Source organism: Amycolatopsis sp. NPDC028719 (assembly GCF_055565395.1).
Window position 1 is genome coordinate 211203 of the sequence record NZ_JBVHUL010000011.1, and the last position, 12644, is coordinate 223846.

Genomic DNA, 12644 nt, shown 5'->3' on the forward strand with positions numbered 1-12644 from the left:
GTCACACCCTCGCGGCGCGGACGCTCAGCACGTCCGGCAGGTGCGAGACGACCAAGTCCCAGCTGTCGCCGTCGTCCCGGCTGGCGTAGACGTCGCCGGTCCGCGAGCCGAAGTACACCCCGGCCGGGTCGGCGTCGTCGGCGCACATCGCGTCGCGCATGACCCCGGCCCAGTACCCGTCCGGCAGCCCCGCGCCCAGGGCTTCCCACGACTTCCCGGCGTCCTCGCTGCGGTACACCCGGCACCGGCCTTCGGGCGGGAACCGCATGACGTCGGCGGTCAGCGGGAACGTGTAGATCACCTCGGGCCGGTGCGGGTGGACGACCATCGGGAAGCCGAAGTCGCTGGGCAGGCCGTCGGCGATGGACTCCCAGCTCGCCCCGGCGTCGTCGCTGCGGTAGACGCCGTGGTGCACCTGCGCGAAGAACCGGTCCGGTGCGCTCGGGTGCATCGCGACCTTGTGCACGCAGTGGCCGTATTCGGGGTACGGGTCGGGCACGTGCACGGCCTTGATGCCCGTGTTGCTCGCCTGCCAGGTCGTGCCGCCGTCCTCGGTGCGGTAGACGCCGCCGGTCGACATCGCCACGGTGACGCGGCCCGGCTCGACCGGGTCCGGGAGCACCGTGTGGATCGCCTTGCCGCCGCCCCCGGGCGTCCAGTGCTCGCGGTGCGGGTGGTCCCACAGGCCGCGGACCAGCTCGAAGGTCCGGCCGCCGTCGGCCGAGCGGAACAGCGCGGACGGCTCGGTGCCGGCGTAGACGACGTCCGGTTCGCTCGCCGGCCCGGGCACGAGCTGCCAGGCCCGGACGAGGGACTCGGCGGTGTCCGGCGGGAACGCGATGGGCGCGTGGTCGGGTTCCTGCCAGGTCGCGCCCAGGTCGTCGCTCGTGGCGACGCTCGGCCCGAAGTGCTCGCTGGTGACCCCGGCCAGCAGGCGCGGCGCCGCGCGGCGCGTGTCGATGCCGACCGCGTACACCTCGGTCATGGGGTGGTGGGGGCCGGTCACCTCCCAGCTCGTGCGGTCGTCCGTGCTGGTCGCCAGCCACAGACCCTTGCGCGTACCGATCGCGAGCAGTATCGACATCGGACACCTTCCTCCCAGTGACCCGCGTCACAGTACTCTCCCGGAAAAATCTCCGGAGCAAAATGTCGAACGCCGCGCACGGCCGATCGACGCGGGGGTGAAGGCCGGTCGACGAGCTCGGGAAGATCCGGGCCCCGGCCGACGAGAACAGGGAGAACGACCATGCGTTTCCTCATGATGCACCGGATCGACGAGAACGACCCGCAGGCGTGGAACCCCACCCCGGAGTTCGTGGAGAAGATGGGCGGGTTCGTCCAGGAGGCGGCCGAGAAGGGCATCCTGATCACCGCCGAGGGCGTCCACAAGTCGGACAAGGGGGCGCTGATCCGCAAGCCGCGCGGCGCGGCCGTCCGGGTCACCGACGGGCCCTTCGCCGAGGCGAAGGAGGTCATCGGCGGGTTCGCGCTGATCAACGCGGCCGACCGGGCGGAGGCCGTCGAGTTCGCCAAGACCTACGTCGAGCTGTTCGACAACGAGATCGAGGTCGAGGTGCGCCAGGTCGTCGAGTACGACGACCTGCCGGCGCAGGACTGACGGCCGCCGGTGGCGCTAGGCTGGCCCGGAACCGACTCTGGGGGTAGAGCGATGTTCCTGGTCACCGGCGCCACCGGCAACGTGGGCGCGGAAGTGGTTGCGGCACTGGCGAAAGCGGGCGAACCGGTCCGGGCGCTGGTGCGCCGGCCGGCCGCCGCGCTCCCGGACGGCGCCGAAGCCGTCACGGGCGATCTCAACGATCCGGCGAGTCTCGGTGCCGCGCTCGAGGGCGTCGACGGGATCTTCCTGCTGCCCGGCTACCACGACATGCCCGGCATGCTGGCTCGGGCGCGTGGCGCGGGCGTTCGCCGGATCGTGCTGCTGTCCGGCGGCTCGGCAGCGCTGGAAAACCTGGACAACGCGGTCTCGGCGTACATGACGCTGGCCGAGCGCGCGGTGCGGGAATCGGGGCTGGACTGGACGTTCCTGCGCCCGCGCGCGTTCATGGCGAACGCGCTGCGCTGGCTGCCGCAGCTGCGCGAGGGCGACACGGTCCGCGCGCAGTTCCCGCAGGTGGCGGCCGCGTCCATCGACCCGGCGGACATCGCAGCGGTGGCGGCGCGGGCGCTCGCGGGTGGCCACGAAGGCCGGATCCACGAGCTGACCGGCCCGGTGGCGCTGCGGCCCGCGGACCAGGTCGCGGTGCTGGCCGAGGTGCTCGGCCGGAAGCTGGAGTTCCACGGGCTGTCGGACGACGAGACCCGCGCCGAGCTGGAGGCGACCATGCCGCGCGAGTACGTCGAAGCGTTCTGGGACTTCTACGTGGGCGGATCCCTGGACGAGGCGACGGTGTACCCGACGGTGGCCGAGGTGACGGGCCGGCCCGCCCGCACGTTCGCCGACTGGGCGGCCGCGCACACCGGCGCGTTTTCCTGACAGCTCCCGGACAGTTCCGGCGGACCGTTGTGCTCCGCCGGGCGCCACGCCAAGGTGGATCCGGCGTCGGCGGGGAGGGGGAGCGTGAGCGACAAAGAGCGGGCGAGGGTGGATCTTTCGGCGGTCCTGGGGGTGGTGCTCGCCGTCCCGGTGGTCGCCAGCAGCCTGCTCGTGCTGGGGCTGCTCGGAAAGCTGGTCTGGCCGGCGTACTTCTGGGTGCTGCCGGCCGGCTGGGCGCTGGCCGGCGCGATCACGTTCGTCCCGGTCTACGAGCACGTCGTGCTGTCCGTGCTGCTCAAGATGCGCGAGCCCAGCCAGAACGAGCTGACCTGGCTCACGCCGAGCTGGGCGGCCGTCTGCGCCGCGGCCGGCGTCGACAGCGGCCGGTACCGCTTGTGGGTTGAGCCTTCGCGCGAGCTGAACGCCTTCGCCGCCGGGGGCCGGACCGTCGCGGTGACCCGGGCCGCCCTCGATCTGGAGCGCCCGGGCCTGGAAGCGATCCTCGCCCACGAGCTGGGCCACCACCTGGCCGGGCACACGCGGGCCACCCTGCTGATCCACTGGCTCGAGCTGCCGGCGCGGGTGCTCTCCCGGCTGGTGCGGCTGATCGCCTGGGTCGTGCCGCACGTCGGCCGCGCGTTCCGGTCCTTCGGCCGCTCGGCCGAGGTGCTGGTCACCGTGCTGCTCAGCCTGGGCGTCCTCACCGCGCTCGCGTTCCTCGACCCGTGGCTGCTGCTGACGCCGCTGCTCGGCCCGGTGCTCGCCTGGTCGAAGCGGCTCGGCGAATACCGGGCCGACCGGATGGCGGCGCGGCTCGGGTACGGCCGGGAGCTGGCGCTGCTGCTGAAGGCGTGGAACCTGCGGGACCGCGGTGACGAACGCCGGCTGTGGTCCCGGCTGATGGCCGGGCACCCCGCCCACATCGACCGGGTCAAGCGGCTGAAGGACCTCGGCGTCAGGTTGTGAGCACGGTGAGCACCACCTTGCCCGCCGCGCGGCCCGCGTGGAGGTGGCCGAGCGCGGCGGCGGCGTCGGCGAGGGGGTACGTCCGGTCGAGCACGGGCGTGAGCCGGCCGGCCTCGATCAGGTCCCGCAGGTCGTCGAGGTCCGCGCCGCGCACGCGGGCGACGAGCCCGCGCAACCGCTGTCGGACAAGCGGATTCAGCAGCGCCGCCCGGAACACCCGCTGGATGCCGCCGAGCCACTTGCCGCCGTTTTCGCCGCCGACGATCACGAGCGAGCCGCGCGGGGTCAGCGCCCGGCGCAGGGTGGTCAGCGAACGCAGGCCGGCGGTGTCCACGATCAGGTCGTACTGCTGCGCTGCGAAGTCCTCACGCATGTAGTCGACGACGTGGTCGGCGCCGAGCGAGCGGACCACCTCCGTCTTGGCGGTGCTGCACACGCCCGTGACCTCCGCGCCGAAGGCCTGGGCCAGCTGGACCGCGAAGGAACCCACGCCGCCCGCCGCCCCGATGACCAGCACGCGCTGCCCGGGCTGAACACGGCCCACGTCGCGCAGGGCCTGCAGGGCGGTGCTGCCGGAAACCGGCACGGCGGCCGCCTGCTCGAAGGAAAGCCGGCCGGGTTTCGCCGCGACGAGGTCCTGCTTCGCGACGGCGTACTCGGCGAACGCGCCCTCGCAGACGCCGAACACCTCGTCACCCGGCCGGACCCGCGTGACGCCGTCACCGATCTCCTCGACCGTGCCGGCGAAGTCGAGGCCCCGCACCGGCAGCTTCGGCCGCCGCAGCCCGAACCCCAGCAGGCGCAGCAGGTACGGGTGCCCGGTGGTCAGGTGCCGAACGCCCGGGTCGACGCCGGCCGCGTGCACGCGCACGAGGACCTCGCCGGCACCGGGCGACGGTCTGCCGAGGTCGCGGAACTCGAGGACGTCCGGGCTGCCGTAGTGGTCTTGGACGATCGCTTTCACGGTGACTCCTCCGGGTACTGGAACACTTCTTCGAGCGGGACGCCGAACACGTGCGCGATCTGGAACGCCAGCTCGAGCGAGGGCGAGTACCGGCCCTGCTCGATGGCGATGACGGTCTGGCGGGTGACGCCGATCCGGGTGGCGAGCTCGGCCTGGGTGAGCCGGCCGTGCGCGAACCGGAGGGCGCGGATCGAGTTGGTGACGCGGGTCGGTTTCACCACGGCTGGAAACCCCGGCGGTACGCGAAGATCCGGGTGACCGACCCGAGGATCGCCGAGAGCGTGAAGGCCAGGTAGACGGCGTTGGCGATCCAGAAGTGCGGCGCCTGGACCATCGCCAGCAGCAGGGCCGCGACGGCGCCGATGACGACGAACGAGTGGCCGACGTACTCGCCGAACCGGCCGATCTCGCGGTCGCGCTGGTCCTTCCCGCTGTCCTTCGAGACCATCGCGGCCAGGATGCTCGCCGCGATCGTCGCGACGACGGACGCGCCGACCGTCCACAGCAGCGCCGAGACGTAGGGGACTTCGGCCAGCGGCCGCCCGCCGGCCCGGCCGAGGACCACGACGAGGTACACCGCGTAGCCGGCTATCGAGGCGATCCCGAGGATCCAAGCGCGTTTTTCTTCGTGGGTCACCTCGTCAAGGTAAAACAAACCAGACACCGTGTCAAAGTTTCTTGACATGAGAAAATTCCCGGCGAGGGGTGTCCAAGGCGGCGCCGGCCGTTCGTAGTCACCGCGTACGGCAACCGAGCCACTGGAGGATCTCGTGAAGTACCTGATGCTGATCAACGCCTCGCTCGACGCGGACGGCGCGCCCACCGGCTGCAGCACGCCCGAAGACTGGATGCTGTTCGACAAGTCCATGAAGGACGCGGGCGTCCACGTCGGCGGGAACTCGCTCGCCGACTTCACCACCGCCGCCGCGGTCCGCGTGGACGAGCACGGCGAGCGGATCGTCACCGACGGGCCGTTCGCCGAGTCCCGTGAGGTGCTCGGCGGCTACTTCGTCGTCGACGTGCCGGACTTCGACGTCGCGCTCGACTGGGCGGCGCGCTGCCCGGGCGCCCGCGACGGCGGGCACATCGTCGTCCGGCCGCTCGCTTCGTACGGGGACTGACGCGAGATGTCGGGGCGGGTTGAGGCGTCGGACGAGGCTTTCGGGGGTTCCGGGTGGCGGAGCCCCCGGCCCGGGGCGGAGCCCCGGCTGACACTGGAGGCGGTGTTCCGGGAGGAGCGCGGGCTGCTGCTCGCCGCGCTCGTCCGCCGGTTCGGCGACCTCGACCTGGCCGAGGAGGTGACGTCGGAGGCGATCGAGGCCGCGCTGGTGCGCTGGCCCGTCGACGGCGTGCCGCCGAAGCCCGGCGCGTGGCTGATGACGACGGCGCGGCGCAAGGCCGTCGACCGGCTGCGCCGCGACCAGGCCTACGCGGCCCGGCTCGCGGTGCTGCAGGTCGAGGCCGAGCGCGCGGCGCCCGCCCCGGCGTCCGACGGCGGCTTGCCGGACGAGCGGCTCCAGCTGTTCTTCACCTGCGCCCACCCGGCGCTGCCCGCGGAGGACCGGACGGCGTTGACCCTGCGCTGCCTGGCCGGGCTGACGACGCCGGAGGTGGCGCGCGCGTTCCTGGTGCCCAGCGCGACGATGGGCAAGCGGATCGTGCGGGCGAAGAACCGGATCCGCGCGGCCGGCATCCCGTTCCGGGTCCCGGACGCCGCCGAGCTGCCCGGTCGGCTGCCGGGCGTGCTGCAGGTCGTCTACTCGATCTTCACCGAGGGGTACGCGGCGAGTTCGGGCCCGGACCTGCAGCGGCTCGACCTGGCGGAAGAGGCGATCCGCCTGGCCCGGATCCTGCGCCGGCTGCTGCCGGAGGAGCGGGAAGTCGCGGGGTTGCTGGCGCTGATGCTGCTGATCCACGCGCGCCGCGAGGCCCGCACGGGCCCGGACGGCGCCCTGGTGCTCCTCGACGACCAGGACCGCGGCCGCTGGGACCGCGCGATGATCGCGGAGGGGACGGCGCTGGCCGAGGTGGCGCTGACGGGCGGGCCACCAGGGCTGTACGGCGTCCAGGCGGCGATCGCGGCCCTGCACGACGAGGCCGCGGACGTGGCGGGGACGGACTGGCCGCAGATCGTGGGGTTGTACGACGTGCTGCGCGGGCTGGCGCCGTCGCCGGTGGTGGAGCTGAACCGCGCGGTGGCGGTGGCGATGAGGGACGGCCCGGCGGCGGGTCTGTCCTTGTTGGAGGCGCTGGCGGACGAGCCACGCTTGCGGGAGTACAGCCCGTTCCCGGCGGCGCGAGGGGAATTGCTGAGCCGCCTGGGCCGCCACGCCGAAGCTGCCGCGGCCTACCGGGACGCGCTGGCTCTCGCCCGCACCGAACCGGAGCGCGCCCACCTGCGCCGCCGCCTCGCCGAGGTCGCAAGCCCGGGCGCTAAGCCGGCGTACGCAAAGCCGTCACCGCAGGGGCGAACATCGTCGCCTTGATCGCGCCCAGCGTGCCGCGGTCCTTGCCCGCCAATGCCGAGACCCGCTCGGAAGCCACCTTCACCACGTCGCCCTCGGCCGCGATCTGGTCCACCAGGCCGAAAGACAAAGCGTCCGCGCCACCGAAACGGCGTCCCGTCGTCATCGACGCGACCGCGGCCGCCGGTGTCAGCTTCCCCTGGATCAGGGCCGCCATCCCCGGCGTGAACGGGATGTTGATGTCGGCCTCCGGGAAGCAGAAGTACCCCCGGTCCGAGCGCATCACGCGGAAGTCGTGCGCCATCGCCAGCATCGCGCCCGCGCCGAACGCGTGGCCGTTGATCGCCGCGACCGTCGGCACCGGGAGCGTCAGCACGCGCGCGAACAGCTCCTGCACCTCGGCGACGTACTCCGAAGCCTTGTCCCCGTTGGCCATCAGCCAGTCGAGGTCGAGGCCGTTCGAATAGAACTTGCCGCCGCCGGTGGTCACCAGCACGTCGGCCACTTCGTCCAAAGTGGAATGGACGCGCTGCAGCCACTCCGGCGAGAACCGGTTTTCGTCGTCGCCCAAGTGCAAAACGGTCACTATCGGTCCTTGTCTCGAGGGGGCACGGTCAGCACGGCGCGCACGGCGGCGGCCAGCCTCTCCCGCACCAGGGGGTCGGTGATGTCGCGCCGGAAGAACGCGGTCGGCAGGTCGACGACGCAGGTCGTGATCACCTCGACGGCCAGGCCGTCGCCGCGGTCCCACACCTGCCGCGCCAGCCGAACGAGCAGTGCGACCAGGCGTTTGTCCAGTGCGTGCAGGGCGTTCGCGAGCTCGTCGGGCAGCTCGGGCCCGAACAGCCGGTCGGCCTTGACGCGCAGCAGCATCCGGGCCCCGTCCGGACGCAGCGAAGCGAACACCGCGGGCGTGTCGGCCGCCGCGACGACGGCCTCCACCGGGGTCGCCGCGGAATCCACCCGCGAGGTCTGCAGGTCGAGGAACGCGGTCGCCGCGCGCAGCCAGGCCCGGGCCAGCAGTGCGCTGAGCGAGCCGAACGCGTGGTAGATCGTCCCGTTCGGCACCCCCGCGGCCGCCGCCAGGCCACGCACGGTGACCTCCCCCGACGACGCGACCAGCCGCTCGGCGACGTCGAGCAGCGCGTCGAGGTCGTGGACGCGGGGGCGGGGCATGCCGCGACCGTAACAGAACACGTGCTCCAAAACCAGCGCGGTAAGCTGCCGCCGTGGAGATCTGGGTCAACCCGGCGTGCTCGAAGTGCCGGTCCGCCGTGTCGCTGTTGGACGAAGCCGGCGCGCAGTACACCGTGCGCCGCTACCTCGAGGACCCGCCGACCGCGGCGGAGCTCGAAGCCGTGCTGAAGCGCCTCGGCCTCGAGCCGTGGGACATCACGCGCACCGCGGAGCCGATCGCGAAGGAACTCGGCCTCAAGGCGTGGGGCCGCACCGACGCGGACCGGCCGAAGTGGATCGAGGCCCTGGCCGCACACCCGAAGCTGATCCAGCGCCCGATCATCACGGCCGACGACGGCACGACGGTCGTCGCCCGCGACCCCGAAACGGTCCGCTCCGTCCTCTAGGGAATGCGACCGTCCCGAGGAAGCAGCGGGACGTCGAGCGGCACGGTCTCCGGGTACTTGATCCCGGCGCCGGTGTTCAAGACCACGACGTCCTCGTCGCCGGAAAGCCACCCTGACTCGCGAAGGTGGCGAAGAGCGGCGAAGCACGCCCCGCCCTCCGGGCAGACGAACGTTCCCTCGTAAGTGGTCAGCTCCCGTTGCGCCGCAAGCAGTTCCTCGTCCGTGACGGCGACCGCGGTGCCGTCGGTCGCGTACACCGCGTCGAGCACGAGGAAGTCGCCCAGCGCCTTGGGGACGGTGATGCCGAACGCGACCGTCCGGGCGTCGGGGAAGAAAGTACTTTCCCGGTCGCCGCGCGAGAACGCCTCCACGATCGGCGCGCACCCGGTCGCCTGCACCGCCACCAGCCGCGGCAGCGACCCGGAAACCCAGCCCAGCTCGCGCATTTCCAGCAGCGCCTTGTAGATGCCGATGATCCCGACCCCGCCGCCGGTCGGGTACAGGATGACGTCGGGCAGCCGCCAGCCGAACTGCTCGGCGATCTCGTATCCCATCGTCTTCTTGCCCTCGATGCGGTAGGGCTCCTTCAGCGTCGAGACGTCCTGCACCCCCGGACGGCGCTGAACCGCCGCCGCCACGAGCTTCCCCGCGTCGCCGATCAGACCGTCCACCCGGTACAGCTCGGCCCCGGCGGCGACGCACTCGCGCATGGTGATCGCCGGAGCGTCGTCGGGCATCGCGATCAGGCTCGTCATGCCCGCGCGCGCCGCGTACAGCGCCCAGGCCGCGCCCGCGTTGCCGTTCGTCGGCATCGCGATCCCGCCCACGCCCAGTTCGGCCGCCCGGGACACGCCGACCGCGGCGCCCCGCGCCTTGAACGTGCCGGTCGGGACCAAGCCCTCGTCCTTCATCCACAGCCGCGAAAGCCCCAGCTCACGGCCGTACCGCGGGAGCCGCAGCAACGGCGTCATGCCCTCGCCCAGGCTCACCACGTGCTCGGGCGAGCGCACCGGCAGCACCTCGTGGTAGCGCCAGAGCGTCGGCTCACGTCCCGCGATCTCCTTCGGCGTCACGGCTTCGCGGACGCCGTCGAGGTCGTACCGCGCCAGCAGCGGCGCGCCCGACGCCGAGAGGCCTTGGACCGCGTCGGCGTCGAGGCGCTCGCCGGTCCGGGAGCATTCGAGGTGGCTGAGGAACGAGTACGGCACGGCGCCTCCGGTCAGAAACGGCGGGTGAACGGGAGTGGCTTGCGCATCCGGACCAGCAGCAGGAGCGGCACCAGGACGTAGGGCAGGTTGAACGCGAGGAACTTCGCCGGGTTGCCGGTGCGCGTGGCCGGGTCGCCGAAGAACTCGACGCCGAACACGACGATCCCGGTCAGCGTGACGATCATCGTCGCGTAGATCACCGACGGCAGCTGGATCCGGTTGCGGCCGGTCAGCAGCGCGAAGACGAGCACGACGTAGAACGGCATGTAGACGAACGCCGAGAGCCCGGTGACGATCCGCATCCAGTCCGGCGGGTGCATGAACAGCGGGTCGGCGTCGTGGGCGTACCAGTAGTTCGAGTTCACGAAGAAGTTGCCCGACGGCTTCGAGAAGTCGACGCCGACGGTCGGCAGCAGGTCGCTGATCAGCGACGTCACCGTGAAGGCCGAGAACAGCACCGCGAAGAACACGTCGATCTTCCGGTCCCGCAGCGGCAGGTTCATGGGATCGATCCTAGGTCCTATTGTGGGCGGATGGACGCGCTGCGGGTCTGCCTGTACGTCTTCGCCGGAGTGACGCTCGGCACCTGGGTGCTATCGGTGCTGACCAGGGAATACTCCTGGGTCGACCGGATCTGGTCGATCGTCCCGGTCGCGTACCTGGCGATCTTCGCCGGCGCGGCGGGGTTCGCCGACGCGCGCCTGGACGTGCTGTTCGCCCTGGTCACCCTGTGGGGGATCCGGCTGACGTTCAACTTCGCCCGGAAGGGTGGTTACGCCCGCGGCGGCGAAGACTACCGGTGGGCGGTGCTGCGCGAGCGGATGGCGCCGTGGCAGTTCCAGGTGTTCAACTTCTTCTTCATCTCGCTCTACCAGAACGCGATCCTGCTGCTGATCACGCTGCCCGCGCTGACGGCGCTGGAGCACCGGGGCTCGTTCGGGGTGGCGGACGTCGTCGTCGCGGTGATCTTCCTGGCGTTCTTGGCCGGGGAGACGGTCGCGGACCAGCAGCAGTGGGTGTTCCACCGGGAGAAGCACGCGGGCCGCGCGTCGACGCGGTTCCTGCAGGACGGGCTGTTCCGCTATTCGCGGCACCCGAACTTCTTCTTCGAGCAGGCGCAGTGGTGGGCGGTCGCGGCGTTCGGCGTCGTCGCCGGCGGTCTGCAGTGGACGGTCATCGGTGCGGTGCTGCTCACCTTGCTGTTCGTCGGCTCGACGAAGTTCACCGAGAGCATCACGAAGTCGCGGTACCCGGAGTACGCGGACTACCAGCGCCGGGTCTCCGCGGTGGTGCCGTGGCCGCCGAAGCGCGAGCCCGTCCGCGGATGACCGTCGTCGCCGCGCTCCAGATCGGGACAGGCGTGCCCGTCGAGCGGATCCTGGAGTTCGAAGAAGAGATCCGCGGAGCCTCCCTGGTGGTGCTCCCCGAAGCCGTGCTCGGCGGGTACCCGGGCCGGGAGCCGTTCGTCGGCTACTTCCGAGCATCGATCTCGGTGCCGGGTCCCGAGACGACCGCGCTGGCCGGCCTCGCGGCGCGCACGGGCGCGAGCCTGGTCGTGGGCGTGATCGAGCGGGACGGCTCGACGCTGTACAGCACGGCGGTGTTCCTCGACCCCCACCTCGGGCTGGTCGCGAAGCACCGGAAGCTGGTCCCGACCGAGCGGGAGCGGCTCTTCTGGGGCCGCGGCGACGGCTCGACGCTCCCGGCGGTGCCTACGGCGGCGGGCTTGGCTGGGGCGGCGATCTGCTGGGAGAACCACCTGCCGCTGCTGCGCGCGGCGATGTACGCGAAGGGCGTCGAGATCTGGTGCGCCCCGACGGCGGACGACCGCGACGTCTGGCAGGCGTCGATGCGCCACATCGCCGACGAGGGCCGGTGTTTCGTGATCTCGGCCTGCCCGTACGAAAGTGAGGGCGACGACCCGTTCCGCGGCGGGAGCGTGATCGTCGGCCCGCTGGGCGACGTGCTGGCGGGCCCGCTGCGGGACGGCGAAGGCCTGATCACGGCGGAGATCGACCTGGAGGAGATCGTCGCGGCCCGCAAGAGCCTCGACGTCTCCGGGCACTACGCCCGGCCGGACGTCTTCGCGCTGACCGTGGACGAGCGGCCCCAGGACGGCGTCACCTTCCTGCGGTGACGCCGTCCCGACGGGACTCAGACCGCCAGGCGGCCGCCGTCCACCGGGAGGATCGCGCCCTGGACGAAGCTCGACTCGTCCGTCACCAGGAACGCGATCGCCGCCGCGATCTCCTCGGGGCCGGCCACCCGGCCGGCCGGGCCCGCCGAGGCCAGCTCGTCCAGGCCGTCGCCGAACACCGCCGTTCCCTCGGTGCGGGTCGGGCCGGGGCTGACCGCGTTGACGCGCACGCCGGACGGGCCGAACTCCGCCGCCCACGCCTTGGTCATCAGCTCGACCGCCGCCTTCGACGAGCCGTAGAGCGCCATGCCCGCCATACCCCGCGTCGCGACCATCGTGGACACGTTGACGATCGCGCCGCGGCCGCGGGCGGCCATCTCGGGTGCCAGCTCGGCGGTGAGGAAGAACGGCACCTTCACGTTCGTCTCGTAGACGCGGTCGAAGTCGGCCTCGGCCGTGTCCGAAGTGGGCCCGGTGGGGAAGATGCCGGCGTTGTTCACCAGTACGCCGACGTGGCCGCCCACCTCACGGGCCCGTGCGGCCAAGGCGCGCGCCGACGCCGCGTCCGTCAGGTCGGCCGCGACGAAGTCGGCCTTCCCGCCCGCCTCCCGGATGCGCGAGACGACCTCCGCCCCGCGCGCCTCGTCCCGGCCGGACAGCACGACGTGGGCGCCGAGCCCGGCCAGCGCGACCGCCGTCGCCCGCCCGATCCCGCTCGTTCCGCCGGTCACCAGCGCTGTGGTCCCGGACAGTCCTTCAGTCATCACTCACTCCTCGCGACCGGGGCGTTTCCCCGGTCACCGGGTTCAAGCGAAAGCGCCGGAGAG

17 protein-coding genes are annotated in these 12644 nt (G+C 72.1%); 8 read left to right on the forward strand and 9 right to left on the reverse strand.

Translation table 11 applies throughout. The features are described from left to right. Position 1: 1 nt before the first annotated feature. Positions 2 to 1084 carry an exo-alpha-sialidase gene (locus ACZ4TR_RS39500; RefSeq protein WP_465293274.1) on the reverse strand — a complete coding sequence of 361 codons (1083 nt, stop codon included), beginning with the start codon at positions 1082 to 1084 and terminating at the stop codon, positions 2 to 4. 162 nt (positions 1085 to 1246) lie between these two features. Here ACZ4TR_RS39500 and ACZ4TR_RS39505 point away from each other — a divergent pair, with 162 nt between their 5' ends. The 3 genes from ACZ4TR_RS39505 (at position 1247) to ACZ4TR_RS39515 (ending at position 3460) form a co-directional block, all read left to right on the forward strand. Further along, positions 1247 to 1618 (forward strand): YciI family protein, encoded by a 372-nt coding sequence (locus ACZ4TR_RS39505; RefSeq protein WP_364519683.1) that lies wholly within the window; start codon positions 1247 to 1249, stop codon positions 1616 to 1618. Between the two features lie 51 nt (positions 1619 to 1669). Next, complete coding sequence (locus ACZ4TR_RS39510; protein WP_465293275.1) at positions 1670 to 2494, forward strand: NAD(P)H-binding protein; 825 nt, start codon at positions 1670 to 1672, stop codon at positions 2492 to 2494. Between the two features lie 84 nt (positions 2495 to 2578). After that, entirely contained in the window at positions 2579 to 3460 is an 882-nt protein-coding gene (locus ACZ4TR_RS39515) for a M48 family metalloprotease (RefSeq protein WP_465293276.1), read from the forward strand. Here the strand turns inward: ACZ4TR_RS39515 and ACZ4TR_RS39520 are convergent. The 3 genes from ACZ4TR_RS39520 to ACZ4TR_RS39530 are packed head-to-tail and all read right to left on the reverse strand — an operon-like array spanning position 3450 to position 5109. After that, on the reverse strand, positions 3450 to 4424 hold the full coding sequence (locus tag ACZ4TR_RS39520; RefSeq protein WP_465293277.1) for an NAD(P)-dependent alcohol dehydrogenase: 975 nt from the start codon (positions 4422 to 4424) through the stop codon (positions 3450 to 3452). The genes ACZ4TR_RS39515 and ACZ4TR_RS39520 overlap by 11 nt on opposite strands. Beyond that, positions 4421 to 4645, reverse strand: a complete 225-nt coding sequence (locus ACZ4TR_RS39525) for a helix-turn-helix transcriptional regulator (RefSeq protein WP_364519691.1) — start codon at positions 4643 to 4645, stop codon at positions 4421 to 4423. Before ACZ4TR_RS39525 ends, ACZ4TR_RS39520 begins: the two co-directional genes overlap by 4 nt. After that, entirely contained in the window at positions 4639 to 5109 is a 471-nt protein-coding gene (locus ACZ4TR_RS39530; protein WP_465293278.1) for a hypothetical protein, read from the reverse strand. The genes ACZ4TR_RS39525 and ACZ4TR_RS39530 overlap by 7 nt, the downstream gene beginning before the upstream one ends. Before the next feature lie 85 nt (positions 5110 to 5194). Between ACZ4TR_RS39530 and ACZ4TR_RS39535 the strand changes: the two genes are divergently transcribed. Together ACZ4TR_RS39535 and ACZ4TR_RS39540 are read left to right on the forward strand one after the other, a co-directional pair. Continuing rightward, positions 5195 to 5545, forward strand: coding sequence for a YciI family protein (locus ACZ4TR_RS39535; RefSeq protein ID WP_155545365.1), 351 nt, complete (start codon positions 5195 to 5197; stop codon positions 5543 to 5545). Between the two features lie 102 nt (positions 5546 to 5647). Beyond that, on the forward strand, positions 5648 to 6910 hold the full coding sequence (locus ACZ4TR_RS39540) for an RNA polymerase sigma factor (RefSeq protein ID WP_465293279.1): 1263 nt from the start codon (positions 5648 to 5650) through the stop codon (positions 6908 to 6910). Here ACZ4TR_RS39540 and ACZ4TR_RS39545 read toward each other — a convergent pair. Together ACZ4TR_RS39545 and ACZ4TR_RS39550 are read right to left on the reverse strand one after the other, a co-directional pair. Further along, positions 6858 to 7475, reverse strand: coding sequence for an enoyl-CoA hydratase/isomerase family protein (locus tag ACZ4TR_RS39545; protein WP_465293280.1), 618 nt, complete (start codon positions 7473 to 7475; stop codon positions 6858 to 6860). The genes ACZ4TR_RS39540 and ACZ4TR_RS39545 overlap by 53 nt on opposite strands. Next, positions 7475 to 8065 (reverse strand): TetR/AcrR family transcriptional regulator, encoded by a 591-nt coding sequence (locus tag ACZ4TR_RS39550; protein WP_465293281.1) that lies wholly within the window; start codon positions 8063 to 8065, stop codon positions 7475 to 7477. The genes ACZ4TR_RS39545 and ACZ4TR_RS39550 overlap by 1 nt, the downstream gene beginning before the upstream one ends. Positions 8066 to 8118: 53 nt before the next feature. Here ACZ4TR_RS39550 and ACZ4TR_RS39555 point away from each other — a divergent pair, with 53 nt between their 5' ends. Further along, complete coding sequence (locus ACZ4TR_RS39555) at positions 8119 to 8472, forward strand: arsenate reductase family protein (RefSeq protein WP_465293282.1); 354 nt, start codon at positions 8119 to 8121, stop codon at positions 8470 to 8472. On the opposite strand, the gene ACZ4TR_RS39560 is transcribed toward ACZ4TR_RS39555, so the two are convergent. Together ACZ4TR_RS39560 and ACZ4TR_RS39565 are read right to left on the reverse strand one after the other, a co-directional pair. Then, positions 8469 to 9680, reverse strand: coding sequence for a threonine synthase (locus tag ACZ4TR_RS39560; RefSeq protein WP_465293283.1), 1212 nt, complete (start codon positions 9678 to 9680; stop codon positions 8469 to 8471). The genes ACZ4TR_RS39555 and ACZ4TR_RS39560 overlap by 4 nt on opposite strands. Positions 9681 to 9691: 11 nt before the next feature. Next, positions 9692 to 10183 (reverse strand): EXPERA domain-containing protein, encoded by a 492-nt coding sequence (locus ACZ4TR_RS39565; RefSeq protein WP_465293284.1) that lies wholly within the window; start codon positions 10181 to 10183, stop codon positions 9692 to 9694. Positions 10184 to 10213: 30 nt separating this feature from the next. Here ACZ4TR_RS39565 and ACZ4TR_RS39570 point away from each other — a divergent pair, with 30 nt between their 5' ends. Continuing rightward, a complete protein-coding gene (locus ACZ4TR_RS39570; protein ID WP_465293285.1) occupies positions 10214 to 11008 on the forward strand; it encodes a DUF1295 domain-containing protein in 795 nt (264 codons plus the stop codon). Then, the gene (locus ACZ4TR_RS39575; RefSeq protein ID WP_465293286.1) at positions 10975 to 11817 is read left to right on the forward strand and encodes a carbon-nitrogen hydrolase family protein; all 843 of its coding nucleotides are present in this window, start codon (positions 10975 to 10977) and stop codon (positions 11815 to 11817) included. The genes ACZ4TR_RS39570 and ACZ4TR_RS39575 overlap by 34 nt, the downstream gene beginning before the upstream one ends. Before the next feature lie 17 nt (positions 11818 to 11834). Here ACZ4TR_RS39575 and ACZ4TR_RS39580 read toward each other — a convergent pair whose 3' ends face one another. Then, positions 11835 to 12581: an SDR family NAD(P)-dependent oxidoreductase gene (locus tag ACZ4TR_RS39580; protein WP_465293287.1), complete on the reverse strand. Its 747-nt coding sequence runs from the start codon at positions 12579 to 12581 to the stop codon at positions 11835 to 11837. Positions 12582 to 12644 lie beyond the last annotated feature (63 nt).

What these genes read in the sequence shown, in the direction of transcription:
- ACZ4TR_RS39530 (WP_465293278.1), bottom strand. Translation starts at nt 5,109, where the DNA reads ATGTCAAGAAACTTTGACACGGTGTCTGGTTTGTTTTACCTTGACGAG.
- ACZ4TR_RS39570 (WP_465293285.1), top strand. Translation starts at nt 10,214, where the DNA reads ATGGACGCGCTGCGGGTCTGCCTGTACGTCTTCGCCGGAGTGACGCTC.
- ACZ4TR_RS39580 (WP_465293287.1), bottom strand. Translation starts at nt 12,581, where the DNA reads ATGACTGAAGGACTGTCCGGGACCACAGCGCTGGTGACCGGCGGAACG.
- ACZ4TR_RS39565 (WP_465293284.1), bottom strand. Translation starts at nt 10,183, where the DNA reads ATGAACCTGCCGCTGCGGGACCGGAAGATCGACGTGTTCTTCGCGGTG.
- ACZ4TR_RS39510 (WP_465293275.1), top strand. Translation starts at nt 1,670, where the DNA reads ATGTTCCTGGTCACCGGCGCCACCGGCAACGTGGGCGCGGAAGTGGTT.
- ACZ4TR_RS39505 (WP_364519683.1), top strand. Translation starts at nt 1,247, where the DNA reads ATGCGTTTCCTCATGATGCACCGGATCGACGAGAACGACCCGCAGGCG.
- ACZ4TR_RS39500 (WP_465293274.1), bottom strand. Translation starts at nt 1,084, where the DNA reads ATGTCGATACTGCTCGCGATCGGTACGCGCAAGGGTCTGTGGCTGGCG.
- ACZ4TR_RS39550 (WP_465293281.1), bottom strand. Translation starts at nt 8,065, where the DNA reads ATGCCCCGCCCCCGCGTCCACGACCTCGACGCGCTGCTCGACGTCGCC.